Source organism: Staphylococcus sp. FSL W8-0774, assembly GCF_038006785.1.
Classification (GTDB): Bacteria; Bacillota; Bacilli; order Staphylococcales; family Staphylococcaceae; genus Staphylococcus; species Staphylococcus pasteuri.
On sequence record NZ_JBBOVW010000001.1, the window covers coordinates 185,570 to 202,756 of the forward strand.

At 32.4% G+C, this 17,187-nt stretch carries 18 protein-coding genes; 8 read left to right on the forward strand and 10 right to left on the reverse strand.

Annotation, left to right across the window (positions count from 1 at the left end; genetic code table 11):
• Positions 1 to 12: 12 nt before the first annotated feature.
• Positions 13 to 1,038, forward strand: a complete 1,026-nt coding sequence (locus NSQ15_RS00805; protein ID WP_070452879.1) for an SDR family oxidoreductase — start codon at positions 13 to 15, stop codon at positions 1,036 to 1,038.
• A gap of 351 nt (positions 1,039 to 1,389) precedes the next feature.
• Here the strand turns inward: NSQ15_RS00805 and NSQ15_RS00810 are convergent, their stop codons facing one another.
• Together NSQ15_RS00810 and NSQ15_RS00815 are read right to left on the reverse strand one after the other, a co-directional pair.
• Positions 1,390 to 2,247 (reverse strand): SDR family oxidoreductase, encoded by an 858-nt coding sequence (locus NSQ15_RS00810; RefSeq protein WP_029056222.1) that lies wholly within the window; start codon positions 2,245 to 2,247, stop codon positions 1,390 to 1,392.
• 71 nt (positions 2,248 to 2,318) lie between these two features.
• Positions 2,319 to 3,326 (reverse strand): HoxN/HupN/NixA family nickel/cobalt transporter, encoded by a 1,008-nt coding sequence (locus NSQ15_RS00815; protein WP_037536337.1) that lies wholly within the window; start codon positions 3,324 to 3,326, stop codon positions 2,319 to 2,321.
• 238 nt (positions 3,327 to 3,564) lie between these two features.
• Here NSQ15_RS00815 and NSQ15_RS00820 point away from each other — a divergent pair, with 238 nt between their 5' ends.
• Positions 3,565 to 3,771: a zinc ribbon domain-containing protein gene (locus NSQ15_RS00820; RefSeq protein WP_017637304.1), complete on the forward strand. Its 207-nt coding sequence runs from the start codon at positions 3,565 to 3,567 to the stop codon at positions 3,769 to 3,771.
• Positions 3,772 to 3,925: 154 nt separating this feature from the next.
• Positions 3,926 to 4,825: an EamA family transporter RarD gene (gene rarD / locus NSQ15_RS00825; protein ID WP_070452882.1), complete on the forward strand. Its 900-nt coding sequence runs from the start codon at positions 3,926 to 3,928 to the stop codon at positions 4,823 to 4,825.
• A 67-nt stretch (positions 4,826 to 4,892) separates the two neighbouring features.
• Here the strand turns inward: rarD and NSQ15_RS00830 are convergent, their stop codons facing one another.
• Both NSQ15_RS00830 and NSQ15_RS00835 read right to left on the reverse strand, forming a co-directional pair.
• Positions 4,893 to 6,311 (reverse strand): anion permease, encoded by a 1,419-nt coding sequence (locus tag NSQ15_RS00830; RefSeq protein ID WP_070452885.1) that lies wholly within the window; start codon positions 6,309 to 6,311, stop codon positions 4,893 to 4,895.
• Between the two features lie 174 nt (positions 6,312 to 6,485).
• Entirely contained in the window at positions 6,486 to 6,953 is a 468-nt protein-coding gene (locus tag NSQ15_RS00835; RefSeq protein WP_070452888.1) for a bacillithiol transferase BstA, read from the reverse strand.
• 162 nt (positions 6,954 to 7,115) lie between these two features.
• Here NSQ15_RS00835 and NSQ15_RS00840 point away from each other — a divergent pair, with 162 nt between their 5' ends.
• Positions 7,116 to 7,676 carry a tubby C-terminal domain-like protein gene (locus NSQ15_RS00840; RefSeq protein WP_070452891.1) on the forward strand — a complete coding sequence of 187 codons (561 nt, stop codon included), beginning with the start codon at positions 7,116 to 7,118 and terminating at the stop codon, positions 7,674 to 7,676.
• A gap of 58 nt (positions 7,677 to 7,734) precedes the next feature.
• Here NSQ15_RS00840 and pcp read toward each other — a convergent pair whose 3' ends face one another.
• Positions 7,735 to 8,373 (reverse strand): pyroglutamyl-peptidase I, encoded by a 639-nt coding sequence (gene pcp, locus NSQ15_RS00845; protein ID WP_124760318.1) that lies wholly within the window; start codon positions 8,371 to 8,373, stop codon positions 7,735 to 7,737.
• A 193-nt stretch (positions 8,374 to 8,566) separates the two neighbouring features.
• Here pcp and NSQ15_RS00850 point away from each other — a divergent pair, with 193 nt between their 5' ends.
• The 4 genes from NSQ15_RS00850 to NSQ15_RS00865 are packed head-to-tail and all read left to right on the forward strand — an operon-like array spanning position 8,567 to position 12,620.
• Entirely contained in the window at positions 8,567 to 10,516 is a 1,950-nt protein-coding gene (locus tag NSQ15_RS00850) for a BglG family transcription antiterminator (protein ID WP_070452897.1), read from the forward strand.
• Positions 10,517 to 10,519: 3 nt separating this feature from the next.
• Entirely contained in the window at positions 10,520 to 10,963 is a 444-nt protein-coding gene (locus tag NSQ15_RS00855) for a PTS sugar transporter subunit IIA (RefSeq protein WP_017637297.1), read from the forward strand.
• A 1-nt stretch (position 10,964) separates the two neighbouring features.
• On the forward strand, positions 10,965 to 11,249 hold the full coding sequence (locus tag NSQ15_RS00860) for a PTS sugar transporter subunit IIB (protein WP_017637296.1): 285 nt from the start codon (positions 10,965 to 10,967) through the stop codon (positions 11,247 to 11,249).
• 15 nt (positions 11,250 to 11,264) lie between these two features.
• Positions 11,265 to 12,620 carry a PTS ascorbate transporter subunit IIC gene (locus tag NSQ15_RS00865; RefSeq protein ID WP_070452899.1) on the forward strand — a complete coding sequence of 452 codons (1,356 nt, stop codon included), beginning with the start codon at positions 11,265 to 11,267 and terminating at the stop codon, positions 12,618 to 12,620.
• Between the two features lie 278 nt (positions 12,621 to 12,898).
• Here the strand turns inward: NSQ15_RS00865 and NSQ15_RS00870 are convergent, their stop codons facing one another.
• From NSQ15_RS00870 to NSQ15_RS00890, 5 genes are read right to left on the reverse strand one after another with little or no spacing between them, the layout of a single operon-like run.
• Positions 12,899 to 13,921 (reverse strand): lipoate--protein ligase, encoded by a 1,023-nt coding sequence (locus tag NSQ15_RS00870; RefSeq protein ID WP_340746871.1) that lies wholly within the window; start codon positions 13,919 to 13,921, stop codon positions 12,899 to 12,901.
• A gap of 11 nt (positions 13,922 to 13,932) precedes the next feature.
• Entirely contained in the window at positions 13,933 to 14,823 is an 891-nt protein-coding gene (locus tag NSQ15_RS00875; RefSeq protein ID WP_340746872.1) for an SIR2 family NAD-dependent protein deacylase, read from the reverse strand.
• On the reverse strand, positions 14,810 to 15,607 hold the full coding sequence (locus NSQ15_RS00880; protein WP_070452905.1) for a protein-ADP-ribose hydrolase: 798 nt from the start codon (positions 15,605 to 15,607) through the stop codon (positions 14,810 to 14,812). The genes NSQ15_RS00875 and NSQ15_RS00880 overlap by 14 nt, the downstream gene beginning before the upstream one ends.
• Positions 15,608 to 15,940, reverse strand: coding sequence for a glycine cleavage system protein H (locus NSQ15_RS00885; RefSeq protein WP_029056213.1), 333 nt, complete (start codon positions 15,938 to 15,940; stop codon positions 15,608 to 15,610).
• Between the two features lie 21 nt (positions 15,941 to 15,961).
• On the reverse strand, positions 15,962 to 16,966 hold the full coding sequence (locus NSQ15_RS00890) for an LLM class flavin-dependent oxidoreductase (protein ID WP_340746873.1): 1,005 nt from the start codon (positions 16,964 to 16,966) through the stop codon (positions 15,962 to 15,964).
• Positions 16,967 to 17,187: the final 221 nt, after the last annotated feature.

The following is a 17,187-nucleotide window of genomic DNA, read 5'->3' on the forward strand; positions in this document are numbered from 1 at the left end:
GGAGGTTAAATTATGAATGATAAAGTATTAGTAACAGGCGGTACTGGATTTTTAGGTATGCGTATCATTTCTGAATTATTAAAAGACGGCTATGAAGTACGTACAACTGTACGTAAATTAGATAAAAAACAACAAGTAATCAAAACATTGCAAAATAACCATATCAATACTGATAAATTAGAATTTGTTGAAGCAGATCTTTCTAAAGATGAACATTGGAATGAAGTAATGCGCGGATGTAAATATGTATTAAGTGTGGCTTCTCCAGTATTTTTCGAAATTCCTGAAGATGAAAGTGAAGTCATTCGACCAGCGATAGAAGGTATTCAACGTATCTTAAGAGCAGCTGAAAAAGAAAATGTTAAAAAAGTAGTTATGACATCTAACTTTGGTGCAGTAGGATTCAGTAATAAAGATAAATCAACTATTACAACTGAAAAAAATTGGACAAATCAAGATGAACCAGGTCTTTCTGCTTATGAAAAATCAAAACTATTAGCTGAAAAAGCAGCTTGGGATTTTGTTAATAATAAAGACAACCAAATTGAATTTGCGACGATTAATCCAGTTGCTGTGTTAGGAAAATCTATGGATTCTCATGTATCTGGTAGCTTTGATATGATTAAAAACATTATGAATGGATCAATGAAACGTGTGCCAAATGTACCTTTAAATGTAGTTGATGTCAGAGACGTAGCTCGTTTACACGTTCTAGCAATGAAATCAGACGATGCTAATGGTAAACGATTTATTGCTTCTGCAGATGGTCAAATTACCTTAGCAGAAATAGCTAAATTAGTGAAAAATAAACGTCCTGAACTTTCAGAAAAGGTATCAACTAAAACGTTACCTAACTTTGCAATTAATATTGGTGCTTATTTCAATAAAGAAGCCAAAGAGGGTAAATTACTATTAAATATGAATAGAAATATAAGTAATGAACAAGCTAAATCTATTCTTGGTTGGCGTCCGATTGGTTCACAAGAAGATGCAGTACTAGAAGCTGTAGATAGCATGGCAAAATATAACTTATTTTAATTAAGACGAAGAAAAAGAGTAACCGAAAGATAAAGTTCTTAGACAAGTGAAAAAAGATAATTTCTATTGAAGTAATATAGAAATTATCCTTTTCATTATTTTTTAGTATTTTAATATAAAATTATGTACAAATACGTAGTATTTATGGCAAGACTCCTGAGGGAACAGTACTAGTTGAAGACCTTAGAAATTCTCACAGATTTATCTGTGTAGCATTTCTGGCTGAAACTGTACCCTAGGAATGCGAAGCCATACAATACGAAGTATTGGATATAAAGAAAGCACTAAGATGATTAAAATAAATTATCTTAGTGCTATTATTTTGGATATATGTCCTAGCCTCTCTATTTTTTATTTCCCAAGTAATTTAACAACACGTTGTTGTTGTTCTTTACCATCTGGATCGGCTTTTGTTTTTAATTGAGTAAATGTTTCTGACCATTCAGAAGTACGTGTACGAATTGGTGGCTCATTCATTTCTAATGTTTTAAGGATAACTTCTGCAACCTCTTCAGATGTCTGAGAAGATCCTGTTCCATAATTTTCCTTCAAACCACCTAAATATTTATCAAGAATTGGTTTGTATTCGTCGTCTTTAAGACCACCCGTAGACTGAAGTTGTGACATCACATTATTCGTGAACTCTGATTGAATGCCACCAGGTTCAATAACGGTAAACTTAATATTAAATTTAGGTTGAACATAACTCGCCATAGATTCAGTGTATCCTTCTACACCGAACTTCGTTGCACAGTATATTTCATTAAACGGTTGCCCAACTAAACCACCTACAGAAGAAATGTTAATAATACGACCATCTCTTTGACTTCTCATAGTAGGTAATACTGCTTTAGTCATACGAATAACACCCATTAAATTTAAATTCACTTGCCACATAATTTCTTCATCAGTAGCGAGTTCTGTTGTTTTGACAAAACCTGCACCTGCATTATTTACAAGAATATCAATGCGACCTTCAGTTTCAACAATATCATTCACAACTCGATTAATATTGTCTACATTAGTGACATCTAAATGTTTAGTATATATATCTAAGTTTAATTCTTGTGCTTTGTTAATTAAATCCTCTTGCTTTTCAAGATTACGCATTGTTGCATATACTTTATAACCATTTTTAGCTAATAAAATAGATGTTTCAAATCCTAATCCAGTTGATGCGCCAGTAATTAATGCTACTTTTTGATTCATGAATAAATACCCCAAGTTTCTATTTTTTAATTGAACTTAGTTTACTTTGTTATTGATAGAATCGCAAAGATTTAAGACCAACGTTGTTCAACTTTACCAAATTTCCAAATCAATGTAGAAATTAACCATGTGATTAAGAATAATGCGACTAAAATATAGCCTAAATAATCAAATTGTATAGATTCAATAAATGACCAGAAGCCTCCAGATAATTTAAATTTGTCAGCCATTATTTGTAATAATTCGATTAAACCAATGATTAAGGCAGCAATTACTGAAATAGTCGTAATCGTAATATTGTAATAAATTTTACGAATAGGATTGAAAAATGCCCAATTATACGCTGATTTCATAACGACACCGTCTAATGTGTCTAATAAACTCATTCCTGCTGCAAATAAAATCGGTAATGACAAAATACCAATAAATGAAATAGCTTGTTGAGAAGCACCTGATGATAGAGCAAGTAATGCAATCTCACTAGCAGTATCAAAGCCTAAACCAAATAAAAATCCTAATGGTAATACATGCCAACTTCGACTAATGACTTTAAAATAAGGACCAACAAATCTTGTAATAAATCCTCGAGATTCTAATAAATCATTGATTTCTTCGTCATTAACTCCTTTTTGTTTTCGCAATTTCATAAACAGTTGAACTAAAGACACTAGAATTATAAGGTTTAATACGCCAATTAAAACTAGGAAAAATCCTGATACTAAAGTACCAATTGTGCCACCAATCTCTTGGAAATGTGGTAGCTCGCTTTTAGCCCATTTTACGGAAATACCTAGTAAAACTGCCATTAAAAATACAACAGTTGAATGTCCAATTGAGAAGTAAAATCCAACACCTACTGAATCACGTTTCTGTTGAATTAACTTTCTAACTGTATTATCAATTGCTGCAATGTGATCAGCATCAAATGCATGACGCAAACCTAATGTATATGCCAATATTCCCATGCCAAATAAAATATGGTGGTCTTTACCAGCAAACCACAAAAAGCTAAACCCAATGATATGAAGTGCAATAACAATACTTATGTATGGCAACCAACTTAATGATTGTCGATTCATGAATTTCAAAATAATACCCTCTTTCCAATAAATATGCTAATTAATCATACTCTGATTCTTGATAACCGAAAAGAAAAATTAATTCGTATAACAAAACTGTTATGGAGAAAATACATATAATTTATTAATTTTTTAAATATCGTGCATATTAAATGATATCTATGACTATACGTTTAGCTAACTATTGAGTTAGGTATTGTAATATTGATAAACATTTTAAATAAAGGAGAGATGAGAAATGGCTGAACAAAATGGTTGTGTTAAATGTGGTCATACTGAAGTAGAAGAAGGGACACTCTCTGCGACAGGCTCAGGTCTATCTAAAGTATTTGATTTACAGCATAATAATTTTAAAACGATTACTTGTAAAAACTGTGGTTACACTGAATTTTATAAAGACACTAAAAATAATAAAATGGATATCGTTGATTTATTCTTTGGTTAAATTTAAAGTACAGGGTAAATTTAATATGATATTTGAGTAGCGTGTATGATATTCATACACGCTGCTTTTTAATATAAACAAACTATTGTTTTTTCTAGGTGATTATTAGTAGACTGATATTATTACTATTTAAAAGAGTGAAGGGAGGACTTTGATGAGTAACGAATATAAAAAAGGTATATTTTTCGCGTTAGGCGCATATGTATTATGGGGAATTTTACCGATTTATTGGGAATTGATTGATCAAATCGGTGCGTTTGAAATTTTAGCTTTTAGAATTATCTTTTCTGCAATATTCATGGTTTTAATTTTGATTGTAGGAAAGCATCAAAGACAGTCCTTTATGAGAGATGTGAATCAGTTAGTATCACATCCGATACAACTTTTAGCAATTATTGTTGCTGGCTATGTTATTACAGTTAACTGGGGTACATTTATATGGGCAGTTACAAACGGCCACGTATTACAGTCTAGTTTAGGCTATTACATTAATCCGTTAGTGAGTATTTTATTAGCATTGATTTTCTTAAAAGAGAGATTCAATAAATTTGAATGGCTAGCCATTTTATTCGCATTTATCGGCGTACTTTATATGACATTGAAAGTTGGAGAATTTCCAGTTGTTTCACTCATGTTAGCATTCTCATTTGGTATTTATGGACTACTTAAAAAGGTTGTTCATATCGATGCGATTAGTAGTATTGCGGTAGAGTGTATTGTTACTGCACCTGCAGGACTAATTTATGTAGGTTATTTATGGCAACAACATCAATTAACGTTTGGTATGAATATGTCTTCATTCTGGTTACTGTTTTCAGGTGCCATTACAGCAATCCCTTTAATTTTATTTTCTGCGGGAGCTAAACGTATCCCATTATCTTTAACAGGATTTATACAATATGTTGGACCAACGATTATGTTTGTTCTAGGCATATTCTTGTTTAATGAACCATTTGATGTTCATCAACTCATTACATTTGTCTTTATATGGATAGGTATTATTTTATATAGTATCTCTCAATATTTAAAAATGAAAAGAAGACCAATTACTTAATAAAAAAGTCATCACCTTAACACTATTTCGAGTGAGTAAGGTGATGACTTTTCTTTATTTCAAAGGATTAAAATATACCTAAAACTTTCATCCATAATGAACCTAAACCAATCCATATAATGAAGTAAACAAAGCCTAATACGATGTTCATTGTCCACCAACGTTTTTGTGTAATGTAACCAGAACCGAAAAGAATTGGTGCAGGACCACTACTGTAATGTGTTGTTGAAGCCATTAAGTTACCGAAGAAACCAAGGATCAATGCACTGAATAATGGTGGCGCTCCGGCTGCTACGGCAACACCTAATAATGCTGCATACATTGCACTCACATGTGCAGTTGAACTTGCGAATAAATAATGTGAGTAGAAGAAGAACAGTATTAATAACACAATAACAATTGGCCAACTTAAACCATGTAAACTTTGAGCTATTACTTTACTTAACCAAGGGATGAATCCAAGTTGATTTAATTGATCAGCCATTAATACAAGTACTGAGAACCAAACCAATGTATTCCATGCGCCTGTTTCATTTAATACATCTTTCCAAGTTAAGACACCTGTAAGTAAAAGTAAGCCTAAAGCAATAAATGCTGTTAATGTAGCATCTAAATTAATAAAACTTCCTATCATCCATAACACTAATGCAATGACAAAGATAGCTGCCATGAATTTTTCAGCAAGAGAAACTGAACCCATTTTTGCTAGTTCATTTTCTGCCCAATTTTTAGCATTTGGTGTTTCTTTGACTGTAGGTGGGTACATTTTATAAATAATAAATGGCACTACAATGAGTGAAACTAATCCAGGAACAAGTGCTGCTAAAAACCAGTTCATCCATGTTATATGTATATGAGCAGTTTTTTCAGCTAAGTTTTGTGCAAGAGGGTTCCCAGCCATTGCAGTTAAGAACATTGCAGCAGTAATCAGATTTCCTTGAAATTCAGTGAAAATCAGGAAAGCACCCATTTTTCTTTCTGTGCCATCTTTTGGTGTTGAGCCAAATGATTCTGAAAGGGATTTAATAATAGGGAACATGATGCCACCAGCACGAGCAGTATTACTTGGAGTTGCCGGAGCTAATATTAAATCAACACCTACAAGTGAATATGCTAGACCAAGCGTCTTTTTACCAAATAATTTTACGAATTGTAGTGCAATTCGACGACCTAATCCAGTTTTGACAAAACCTCTAGAAATGAAGAAAGCCATCGCAATCAGCCATATACTCGTATTCCCAAAGCCTTGCACAGCCGTCTTAATATCGACTACGCCAACTAATACAGTTAATGTAAAACCAATGATTGATACTGCACCAATTGGCATAGGTTGAGTGATACATGCGATAATCGTAGCGACAAATATCGCAAACATATACCAAGCTTGTGTATCTAATGAGTCAGGCTTAAGAGGGGTTAAAGCCCAAATCAGTAAACCAACAACAATTGGTAAAATGAATTTTTTATATTTTATTGAGTTTTCCACAATAAGTGTCCTTCTTTCTGTAGAGAATTCATATGTACAACATCAGAATAATCCTAATTGAAATTAATGTACAGAGGGATTTTAAATTTAATCGGTAAGAGATATAGCATATATGTCTAAAACGTTAAAAACTGATTTCACACCGTTGTGAAATCAGCTTAAATTTAGTCTAATTTAGTTGTTTTTTAATACACGTGCCATTTCTTCCATTTTACCAGCATGAAGCGGAATATGGATGGCATTTAACATTAATAAACCTTCAACAGTTGAGAAACCAGCAATCGGTTGATCTAGCTCTATAGCTAATTGTTCATCTGTTAATTTTCTTGCACGTTCAGGAATAGTTTTAATATCATTTAAGATACTTTCTATATTAGGAACGTCACCGTCAATGTTAGACCAATCTGCAGGTTTAGAACCTGGCGCAAATAGTTTTATATAAAGATCTAAATCTACGACATTTTGGTCACCTTTAGATAAAGCATTTTCGAAAACAGTTAATACATGACCCATTTGCCAATGTAAATTATTAGGGAATACGTCGCTATCTTTATCTAATACGTCTTCAATTTTCCAATCTTCGTACATATTTAATAAATAATGAACACCTGTATCTATTACATCATATACTGTGTTAGTCATATTAGTTATTCTCCTTTGTATAAAAATTATACTTATCATTCTAGTAATGTTTACCCGTAATTAATAAGTTGTATGCATTAGAAGCTTGTACAGTTGTAGGATATTTATAGTAAGATGATATTAAGAAAAGTAGCTAAAATAGAATTATAAGGTGGTAACTTGATGTATAAGTATAAAAAAAGGAATCCTTTTTCAACCAAAGCATCTGTTGTATATGATGAAACTAATCAAGACATAGCTTATATTCGAAAAGTTTATAATAACCCAATACAAAGGTTAATCAGTATTTTAACGTTGTCGTTACGTTTTAGAAAATATGAAGTTCGTAATCATGAGGGTAATGTGATAATTAAAGCAAATGCTAAATCCATGCTAGATAGTAAGCATTTTACATTGGATTACTATCACGATAATACGCAACAAAAAGTATTGTTTGATAAAAAGAGTAGTGGAAGTAAAGATACGTATGGCATTATTAAACTCAATGATAGGATATTGAATATTTATGCCGATGAAAATCAAAATGCATATATTAAAGATGCGAAATTAGATACAGATATTGCAAGTTGGAAGCAAGTAGGAGACTATGCAGAAGTTCGAGCGGGAAAAGATTCATTTTTCCAAGAACATACTTTATTATGTATTGCTATGCTTCATATTTTTGCTGATAATCATGTTAGACATCAAAAAGCATGGTCATTGTTAGGACCACCTACAATATAAAATAGCAAAACCGGAAATGAATGTGCTTTTCATTTCCGGTTTTTTCTTATATATGAAACTAATGTGTTTCGCCTAAAGCTGCTTTTAAATCAGGTAAATGGTCGATAGTTTTAATAGCAGCGGTTAATCCTTGAACAATTGTATTTAAAGACATGGAAGGTGTGCCAGGTTTGTCAGTAACCTGCTCAGGTAAATAAGGGACATGGATAAATCCAAATAATAAATTAGGGTATTGTGTCGCATTTAAATATCCTAATTGATACAAGATATGATTACATACAAATGTTCCTGCAGTATTCGAAAGTTTAGCGGGAACTCCATTATTTTTTATACTTTCTGTCATACGCTTAACAGGTAAATTTGAGAAGTAAGCGGCAGCTCCATTTTTTCGTATAGGTATATCTATAGGTTGGTTCCCATCGTTATCTGCAATTCGCGCATCATCAATATTAATTCCAATACGTTCAGGTGTGATTTCTGCGCGTCCTCCAGCTTGCCCAATAGCAACGACAGCATCATAGTGCTCTGAGTTTAATTTTTGCTCAATGACCTCAATAGCTTTATGAAATACAGTAGGAATCTCTATTTTAGTGATGTCATGCTCCCCGATTTGAGAAGGTAATTGTTTGACAGCCTCCCAAGAAGGATTCATTTCATTACCCTCAAACGGATCAAATCCAGTGACCAATATTTTCATAAAAATATCCCATCCAATCGACGTAGTTATTTTAATAAATCATAACATGAGTTAGCTATATTTTAAGCTAAACAAAATTTGTATAAAATTAAATCGGCACATTGATATGCATAATTTCGGATTTAAATATGAAAAGAATTGCACATCTATTAGATTAAGAAATCGCTTACAATGAAATTAGGAGGATTAGATATTGTTAAGTAATCGACAAACAAAGATTTTGTATTTCTTACTGAAAGCAGAAACGTTTGTATCCATCGCTAGGTTAGCAGATATGTTTGATATCTCACAACGTTCAATACAATATGATTTACAACATATTGAAAGTGTTCAAGACAATAAGCAATTCATGTTGATTAGACATAAATCATTAGGTGTAAAGGCGAAGTCATTGAATCAAAATAGTTTAAATAGTGAATTCGAAGCTATCGCTAATACAGTTCATCTTACTAAAAATGAACGTAAAATAAATATTTTAATTACACTTTTTGAGTCGACACAACCTATGTCATCTAATCATTTAGCAGAACTAATGAAAGTATCAAGACGAACTATTGTTAATGATCTTAAATCAGTACAACAATGGTTAGCGACTTATCAATTAGAAATGAAATATATACAAAATAAGGGATTCATCATTATTGGTGAAGAAGAAGCATTTCGACAAGCCTATGCCAATACAGTAAAAAATTATTTCAAAATGACTGTGCCATATTTCCAAGATCATTTATTTTCTGAAGCAGAATTAGCGAGTGTCAGAAAAACAGTTATTGATACTTTAATAGAAGAGGATTATCAGCTTGTACAATCGGCTGTTGATGGCTTGGTATATCATATTATTATTGCTATACATAGATTGAAGTTGAATTACTCAATTGATGTACCAAACAGTGAATATGAAAAAGTATGTGACACAGTTCAATATCGTATTTCTGAAAAATTGAAAAAGAATTTAGAAAAAGAATTTGATATTCAATTCCCTAAATCAGAAGCCATTTTCATAACGTTACATTTATTAAGTTCCAAAATTTCTAATATCAAAGAAAATTACATAAATACTAGTGAATTAGAACATATGATAAACGAGCTTATTAAACAAGTTAGTGTTGAAATGGGCATTGATTTGCGGGAAGACAAAAAATTATTAAAAGGATTAATAGTACACTTACAACCAGCAATTCACAGATTAAAGTTTAATTTAGTTGAAAAGAATCCTTTAAAAGATGATATACAAAATCAATATAGAAATGTTTACGACATCTTAAGTAGAAACATCGAATTAATCGAAAAAACTTATGAAATAACATTTACTGAAGATGAAATTGCTTATCTTACTGTTCATTTTGTTTCTAGTATCGAACGTGTTTCTACACAAAAGCACAGTTATATCAAAGTGGTATTGTTATGTGGTTCGGGGATAGGAACATCTCAATTATTAAAAAGTAAATTAGGCAATATCTATCCTGAATTTGAAGTGATTGATGCATATTCAATTTATCAAATTGATGAAAAAGCATTGTTAAGTAAAGGTGTGGATTACATTATATCAACAGTAGACTGTGAGTTTAATCAGCTCCCAGTTGTAACGGTAGATGCCTTTTTAAATAGAAATTCTAGAGATAAATTAAATCAAATAGTAAATCATTTCAGAGAATCTAAAGTGGTTAATATTGAACATATGGGTGAAAATCTTAGAAAACTTTTACCTGAACATAGAATTATTAAATTAAATCAAATTGTTAATAAAGAAAAGGCTATACATCAAGTTTCAGAATTGTTGTTTCATGATGACATCATTGATTATAGATATGCAGACGAAATCATAAAACAAATGGAATCGTTTGGTCCATATATGATTATTAGTCCACACATAGCTTTACTTCATTCTGATACGACATATGTTCGAAGTGGTGCTGGATTTGCGTTAGCTTATATTGAAAATGGAATTTCTTTTGGCCATCAAACATATGATCCAGTTAAGGTAATTATTGTTTTAGCAACAGAAAAACCTCATATTCACTTAAAAGCACTTGGACAATTGAGTCAGCTTTTAACTGATGAAGTTAAAAAGAAAGCATTTTTGGAAGGAAACATTAAAAAGATAAATCAATATATTAAAGAAATCTCAGTAGAAAGGGTGTAATGAGTGGCATTAGATATTTTGACAGAAGATAAAATTATTATAAAAAATCAAGTATCAAATTGGATTGAAGCGATAGAAATAGCTTCAGAGCCATTATTAGATAACAATATTATTAATCATGATTATATTACTTCAATGATTGAAAGTGTTCATGAATTTGGCCCATATATTGTTATAGCACCGGAGATAGCTATTGCACACGCAAGACCAGATCATAATGTTAACGAAGTAGGATTAAGTCTTCTGAAGCTCAATCAACATATTAATTTTTCAGAGAATAGTCATTATGCATCACTAGTTTTCGTATTGAGTGCAATCGATAATACATCACATTTGAATATATTACAAAGTTTAGCAGGAATTTTAGGAGATTCTGAGAGAGTTACACGTTTAACTAATGCAGAAAATAAAGAAGAAATTATAAAAATTTTAAAGGAGAATGATTAAGATGAAAATTTTAGTAGTTTGCGGACATGGATTAGGAAGTAGTTTTATGGTTGAAATGAATGCTCAGGAAGCTTTGAAAAACTTAAATGCACCTTCTGATGTTGAAGTAGAGCATAGCGATATTATGACAGCTAGTCCTGAAATGGCAGATTTATTTATCTGTGGTCGAGATTTAGAAGAAAATGCAGAACGTCTCGGAGATGTTTTAGTATTAGATAACATTTTAGATAAAGAAGAACTACAGCAAAAACTTGAAAGTAAGTTAAAAGAATTAAATATTATTTAAAAGGAGGTTTGGCATATGAAATCAATTCTTGATTTTATAGTAGACATTTTAAGTCAACCAGCTATATTAGTAGCACTTATAGCTTTTATAGGGTTATTAGTTCAAAAGAAATCAGCATCAGCCATAACTTCAGGTACAATTAAAACCATGTTAGGATTTCTAATTCTAAGTGCTGGCGCGGAAGTCGTTTCAAAATCACTTGAACCTTTTGGCAAAATTTTCCAACATGCATTTGGCGTGCAAGGAATCGTACCTAACAATGAAGCTATTATTTCATTAGCACTAAAAGATTATGGTACTACTGCAGCACTTATTATGGTGTTTGGTATGATTTTAAATATTTTGATAGCACGTGTTACAAATCTTAAATATATATTTTTAACAGGACACCATACATTTTATATGGCTGCTTTTTTAGCGATATTATTAACAGTCGGTCATGTTAAAGGATCGTTAACTGTGATTATAGGTTCAATTATTTTAGGTTTGATTATGGCTATTTTACCGGCACTAGCTCAACCAACAATGCGGAAGATCACTGGAAATGACCAAGTTGCATTGGGACATTTTGGTACTGTTAGTTATTGGGCTGCAGGCGAAGTTGGTAAGTTATTTAAAGGTAAATCTAAATCAACTGAAGATATTAAATTTCCTAAGGGATTAAGTTTTTTAAGAGAAAGTACAATTAGTATTTCAATTACCATGGCTTTATTATACTTTATAGCTTCGTTGTTTGCCGGAGTAGGGTATGTAGATAAAATTAGCGATGGGCAAAACTTTATTGTATTTTCAGTAATTCAAGGTGTTACATTTGCTGCAGGTGTATTTATCATTTTAACTGGTGTTAGATTGATATTGGCAGAAATTGTGCCGGCATTTAAAGGTATATCTGAGAAAATTGTACCTAATTCTAAACCTGCTTTAGACTGCCCGATAGTATTCCCTTATGCACAAAATGCTGTGCTAATTGGGTTCTTTGTAAGTTTTATCACAGGTGTAATAGGGATGTTCATATTATTCTTATTTGGTGGCGTAGTTATTTTACCTGGAGTAGTAGCACACTTCTTCCTAGGAGCTGCATCAGCAGTGTTTGGTAATGCTCGAGGTGGAATTAAAGGTGCTATTGCAGGATCAGCATTGAATGGTTTATTGATTACATTTTTACCATTATTATTCTTGCCTTTCTTAGGAGATTTAGGTCTTGCGTCAACTACATTCTCTGACACAGATTTCTTAGCAGTAGGAATTATATTTGGTAATATTGTGAAATTCACAGGTATCATTGGATCAGTCATTTTCATTATTGTATTAGCAACAGTTGCTATATTTATTAAAAGTAAGTCAGACAAAAAATTAGAACAACAATCTTAAGAAACTAATTTAGTAGTCAACTTTTAAAAAATGAAAAAAGTGATTTTCATATTAATTCACATGCTGACACGTAGTATTATGGCGAGACTCCCGAGGGAACAGTACTAGTTGAAGACCTTAGAAATACTTACGGATTTATCCGTTCAGTATTTCTGGCTGAAACTGTACCCTGGGAATGGGAGCCAATAATACGAAGTATTATAAATAAGCCAGTCAATGAATTAAAAAAATTCATTGACTGGCTTTTATTTTTTGATATATATTCGAAATTTTTTATTCTAACTCAATATTAATGTGACTAATTCTTCTGCGGTTACTTTACCGAAATAGAAGTTTAAATCAATATTGTTAAGACAATCGAGTAAATCACTTTTGACCATGCGAGTACTAATCAATTGGTCTTCTACATCCTTAATATCACCTTGACCGAAGAAATCACCAAAGATACTGCATCCTTCTATACGATTTCCGGCAATTGATAGAGAAATATCAATCGTGCCACATGCGAAGCGGTCGTTACGATTATATTCATAACGTGGAGAACGACCATAGTTCCATTCCCAATTATCATATTTTTCAGCTACTAATTGATCAATACCAGCCCAATCTTCATCTGTTAATTCATAACGTTTAGCATCTTTGATATCATCTATACCCATTAATTGCGTAATAATAAGATCTTTAAAGTCTTGAATCGTGATATTTTGATATTCTGGTGAAAGTGAGTCCCTTATGTTACCTACACGAGCGCGTACGGATTGAATACCTTTTGATTCAATCTTTTTGCGATTAGGGTTAAGTGATTTAACCATTGCTTCATAATCAACATCTAATAGTAATGAATAGCCACCATAAATACGTTTGTTAATAACAGTCATTGCCGCACCAGAAACTTTTTTACCATTGAGTGCTAAATCATTACGTCCACTTTGAATAACATCAGTAGCACCTAAATTATGTAATGCTTCAATCGCTGGACGGTAAAATCTTTGAAAGTCTCCATAGATAGATGTGTCTTGTTCTAAAATACAACATACATTCACTGCGCCTTCATCTACGTAAACAGCGCCACCACCAGTATCTCTACGTACGACTTTAATATTATTATCATCAACATAGTCTTGGTTTAACTCAACAGCAGTATTTTGAAAACGTCCAATCTCTATTTTAGGTTTGCAATAATAAGGTAATAGAATGTCTTCATCTAAGAAAATGTTTTGGTTTACATATACTTGCATCGCAAGATTTACGGCGCCATCAGCAATGTATTCGCCGTTTCGAATAGGTTCAATTAAATACATATTTTTAGCTCCTAAGTTGTTAATTTTTGTTGTGCATCTGTAATTAATGTCGAAATATCTTCAGTTAAATGAATTGTTTTATCTTTAATTGTATTTGGAATGCGATAAGCCTTTTTATTTAAATTCATAAAAATAGCGTCTGGGTTTTGACGTGTCATGCGTTGGAATGGATGTTTCACAAATTGAGGTGTCGTATAGCTGATACCAATTTCTAAATACAATACTTTACCCGTTTGATGTGCTTCAAGGAAAGCATTATAACGGTCTAGTTGTGCATGGAAATCTGCATCTTCTACCATGCCAACTTCTGCTTTACGTTTATTAATTTCCATAGGGGCATCACATTTAGGACAATGAGGAATAAGTTCCCAAGGAATTTTCATATCTTCTTGTTTGGCTACCATTTCACGAATGGCATCAACATCACGATAAGTCTGTGCATGGCAGTGTTGACTACATTGCCATAAAATATATTCACCTTGAATATGAAATACTTTATTTAAATCATAATTAGCTACGAGAAAAGTATTATCGGCGTTTGTTGTAATGATGTGGTAGTCTTTATCTTTTAATATATTTTTAAGTGCTACATAAGAAGCGCCGACTGGTTGATCTAAATAATTGAGTTTGACAAAGCGACTTTCAAACGCCCAATATTCTTGCCAACTACCATATGGATATAAACTGGCTTGAAGCATATCGAAGAAGTTATATTTTTCGATAAAATCAGGAAAATTAGACGTGAAACGTTCTCCAACATATGTAAAACCATCTGATGCGGACATACCCGCACCGATACCGATAACCACTGCATCGGCTTCATCGATGGCTTGTGCTAAAATGCTTGATTGTGATGCTTCGCTTTGAGCAAGTTGGAGCGCTTTCCAATTAGTTTGATTCATAATGACTAAGCGCCTCCTTATATAATGCGTGGTCTTCATTAGTAAAGACGTTGAATACAACTTTTAACGATGACTGAGATTCTTTTAAATAATCTAAAACTGTTTCAATAGCAATATTACACGCTTCCTGTTGAGGAAAACCAAAAACACCGGTAGATATACAACAGAAAGCGATATGTTTCATGTCGTATTGGTCAGCTAATTTTAAACAATTAAGATAACTATTAGCCAGCAAATCTTTATTCATTTGAGAAACAGGCAATTTACGAACTTGAGGCCCAACTGTATGCAACACATACTGTGATGGAAGATTATAAGCAGACGTTATTTTGGCTTTGCCCATGCCTTCCTTACGACCTTGTTCTTCGATAATATCATGACATGCTAAACGAAGTTGAACACCTGCTTTAGTGTGAATGATATTGTCTATACAGTTATGATTTGCTTGCATACAGCCTAATAAACGACTGTTTGCAGCATTCACAATACCATCTACCTTAAGACGAGTAATGTCACCTTGCCATAAATAAATATTGTTTCCTAAAATAGGTGATAACTCATCGATGTTAACCGGATTTTCATTGTTTAAAGTGCTTAAATACGCGTCTTGTATCTTAAGGAATTCATCGTCAATTGGTTTAGGTGATCGTACATTTACTAATCCTCTAAATAATTCCCATTGGTCTTGTTCATTAGAAGGTATGTTTAAAGACTTATCACCATGTGCTTCTTGCCACAGATATTGAATGAGATAATGTAGTCGCTCTTGTTGTGTCTGTATCATTTATGCCTCTGGTAATGCATTGAATGCGTCTTCGTCAACATCTTCTAATTTAACTAACCAATTGTCTTCAGGTTTTTCAGAATTTAAGATAGCAGGTTCATCTTCTGCTTTAGTGTTACGCTCAACAATTGTTCCTGCAAGAGGTGATTGAACATCTAATACTGTTTTAGAAGCTTCAATACTTACAATTTCATCATTTTTCTCGACTTTATCTGGAGACATGAATTCTACATAACCAACAGTACCTACGTCATCTTGTAATTCTGGAGTCATATAGTACACGTATTGATTTCCTTCTTTTTCAACTTTGATATAATTTGCTAATTTAGCCATTTTGCATCTTCCTTTCAATATTTATAAATATGCTTGTGCTAGTAATTCGATAGTACGGCAACGATTATCAATACCTGGTAAAAGTGGAACAATTAACACTTCATCTGCATTAAAATCTTCAACCATTTTATCTAGTTTTGGTTTAACAGTATCAATTGTACCAGCTAATATCGAAGCATGTGTATCTTGTATTCGTGTTCGGTCACGGTCGGATAATTGATATGCTGCTGCTGTTTCAGGAGAAGGGAATTTGTCGAACTCTGAAAAGTTTTCCTTTCCTAATAACCAGACATCTAAAGCTTGTTGTAAGTTGTAAGCTTGTTCTTCTGTATCAGTAACGATAGTGAAAACAGTGATGATGACTCTTGGTTCCATTTGTAATGATGTTGTTTGAAAGTGATCATGGTACGTTTGAATACTTAACTTACTTGATTGAATAGCAGTTTCGTTAGGTAATAAAAATGTACCTAAGACAAAGCCCATACCTTGTTCTGCTGCCATCTTAGCTGAACGTTGACTCATAGCTAGTAACCACATATCTGAATGATGTGAAATTTGTGGTTGTCCAATAATAGATGGAAAACGTTGTTCCGCTGTTTGATCCGTTATATATTGTCTGATATCGATAATGCTTTGTTGATAATCTAGATAATCAGCTTTATCTTCATCCATAGCACGTTTGACTATAGGCGTCCCCACATTATTACCAATACCTAAGTCGACACGATTAGGATAAAAATTTTCTAACATACGAAAGTTTTCGGCCACTTTATAAGGACTATAGTGTGGAAGCATTACGCCACCAGACCCTAACTTAATATGTGATGTTTGTCCTAACAATTGCATGATTAATAGTTCTGGACTACTACATGCAAAGGCAGGCACATTGTGATGTTCTGTAATCCAAAAACGTTTGTAATTTAATTTATCAGCCAGTTTAGCTAATCGGACTGTATCATCTAAAGCTTGTTGTGCATTTTTTCCTTCATCAATCATTGCATAATCAAGAATACTTAGTTCCACCAAAGACTCATCTCCATCTTACTTCCGTTTTATATACCCATCCTTATTGTAACTGTCATTGCCCTAATTTGTTAAATTTTTGGATTAAAAAATAAAAAATAATTGTTAAAGTATATTCGTACTAAAAGCGCCATAGTTAAAATATAAAAATCATATTAATGGGTGACACAATTTCTTAAATTGATTATTGGGCATGTTAGTGATACGTTGAGTTTAATAAATGT

Excerpts from the sequence above, each read along its gene's own strand:
- NSQ15_RS00805 (WP_070452879.1), top strand. The coding sequence starts at position 13 with ATGAATGATAAAGTATTAGTAACAGGCGGTACTGGATTTTTAGGTATG.
- NSQ15_RS00810 (WP_029056222.1), bottom strand. The coding sequence starts at position 2,247 with ATGAATCAAAAAGTAGCATTAATTACTGGCGCATCAACTGGATTAGGA.
- NSQ15_RS00815 (WP_037536337.1), bottom strand. The coding sequence starts at position 3,326 with ATGAATCGACAATCATTAAGTTGGTTGCCATACATAAGTATTGTTATT.
- NSQ15_RS00820 (WP_017637304.1), top strand. The coding sequence starts at position 3,565 with ATGGCTGAACAAAATGGTTGTGTTAAATGTGGTCATACTGAAGTAGAA.
- rarD (WP_070452882.1), top strand. The coding sequence starts at position 3,926 with ATGAGTAACGAATATAAAAAAGGTATATTTTTCGCGTTAGGCGCATAT.
- NSQ15_RS00835 (WP_070452888.1), bottom strand. The coding sequence starts at position 6,953 with ATGACTAACACAGTATATGATGTAATAGATACAGGTGTTCATTATTTA.
- NSQ15_RS00840 (WP_070452891.1), top strand. The coding sequence starts at position 7,116 with ATGTATAAGTATAAAAAAAGGAATCCTTTTTCAACCAAAGCATCTGTT.
- pcp (WP_124760318.1), bottom strand. The coding sequence starts at position 8,373 with ATGAAAATATTGGTCACTGGATTTGATCCGTTTGAGGGTAATGAAATG.
- NSQ15_RS00860 (WP_017637296.1), top strand. The coding sequence starts at position 10,965 with ATGAAAATTTTAGTAGTTTGCGGACATGGATTAGGAAGTAGTTTTATG.
- NSQ15_RS00865 (WP_070452899.1), top strand. The coding sequence starts at position 11,265 with ATGAAATCAATTCTTGATTTTATAGTAGACATTTTAAGTCAACCAGCT.
- NSQ15_RS00870 (WP_340746871.1), bottom strand. The coding sequence starts at position 13,921 with ATGTATTTAATTGAACCTATTCGAAACGGCGAATACATTGCTGATGGC.
- NSQ15_RS00875 (WP_340746872.1), bottom strand. The coding sequence starts at position 14,823 with ATGAATCAAACTAATTGGAAAGCGCTCCAACTTGCTCAAAGCGAAGCA.
- NSQ15_RS00880 (WP_070452905.1), bottom strand. The coding sequence starts at position 15,607 with ATGATACAGACACAACAAGAGCGACTACATTATCTCATTCAATATCTG.
- NSQ15_RS00885 (WP_029056213.1), bottom strand. The coding sequence starts at position 15,940 with ATGGCTAAATTAGCAAATTATATCAAAGTTGAAAAAGAAGGAAATCAA.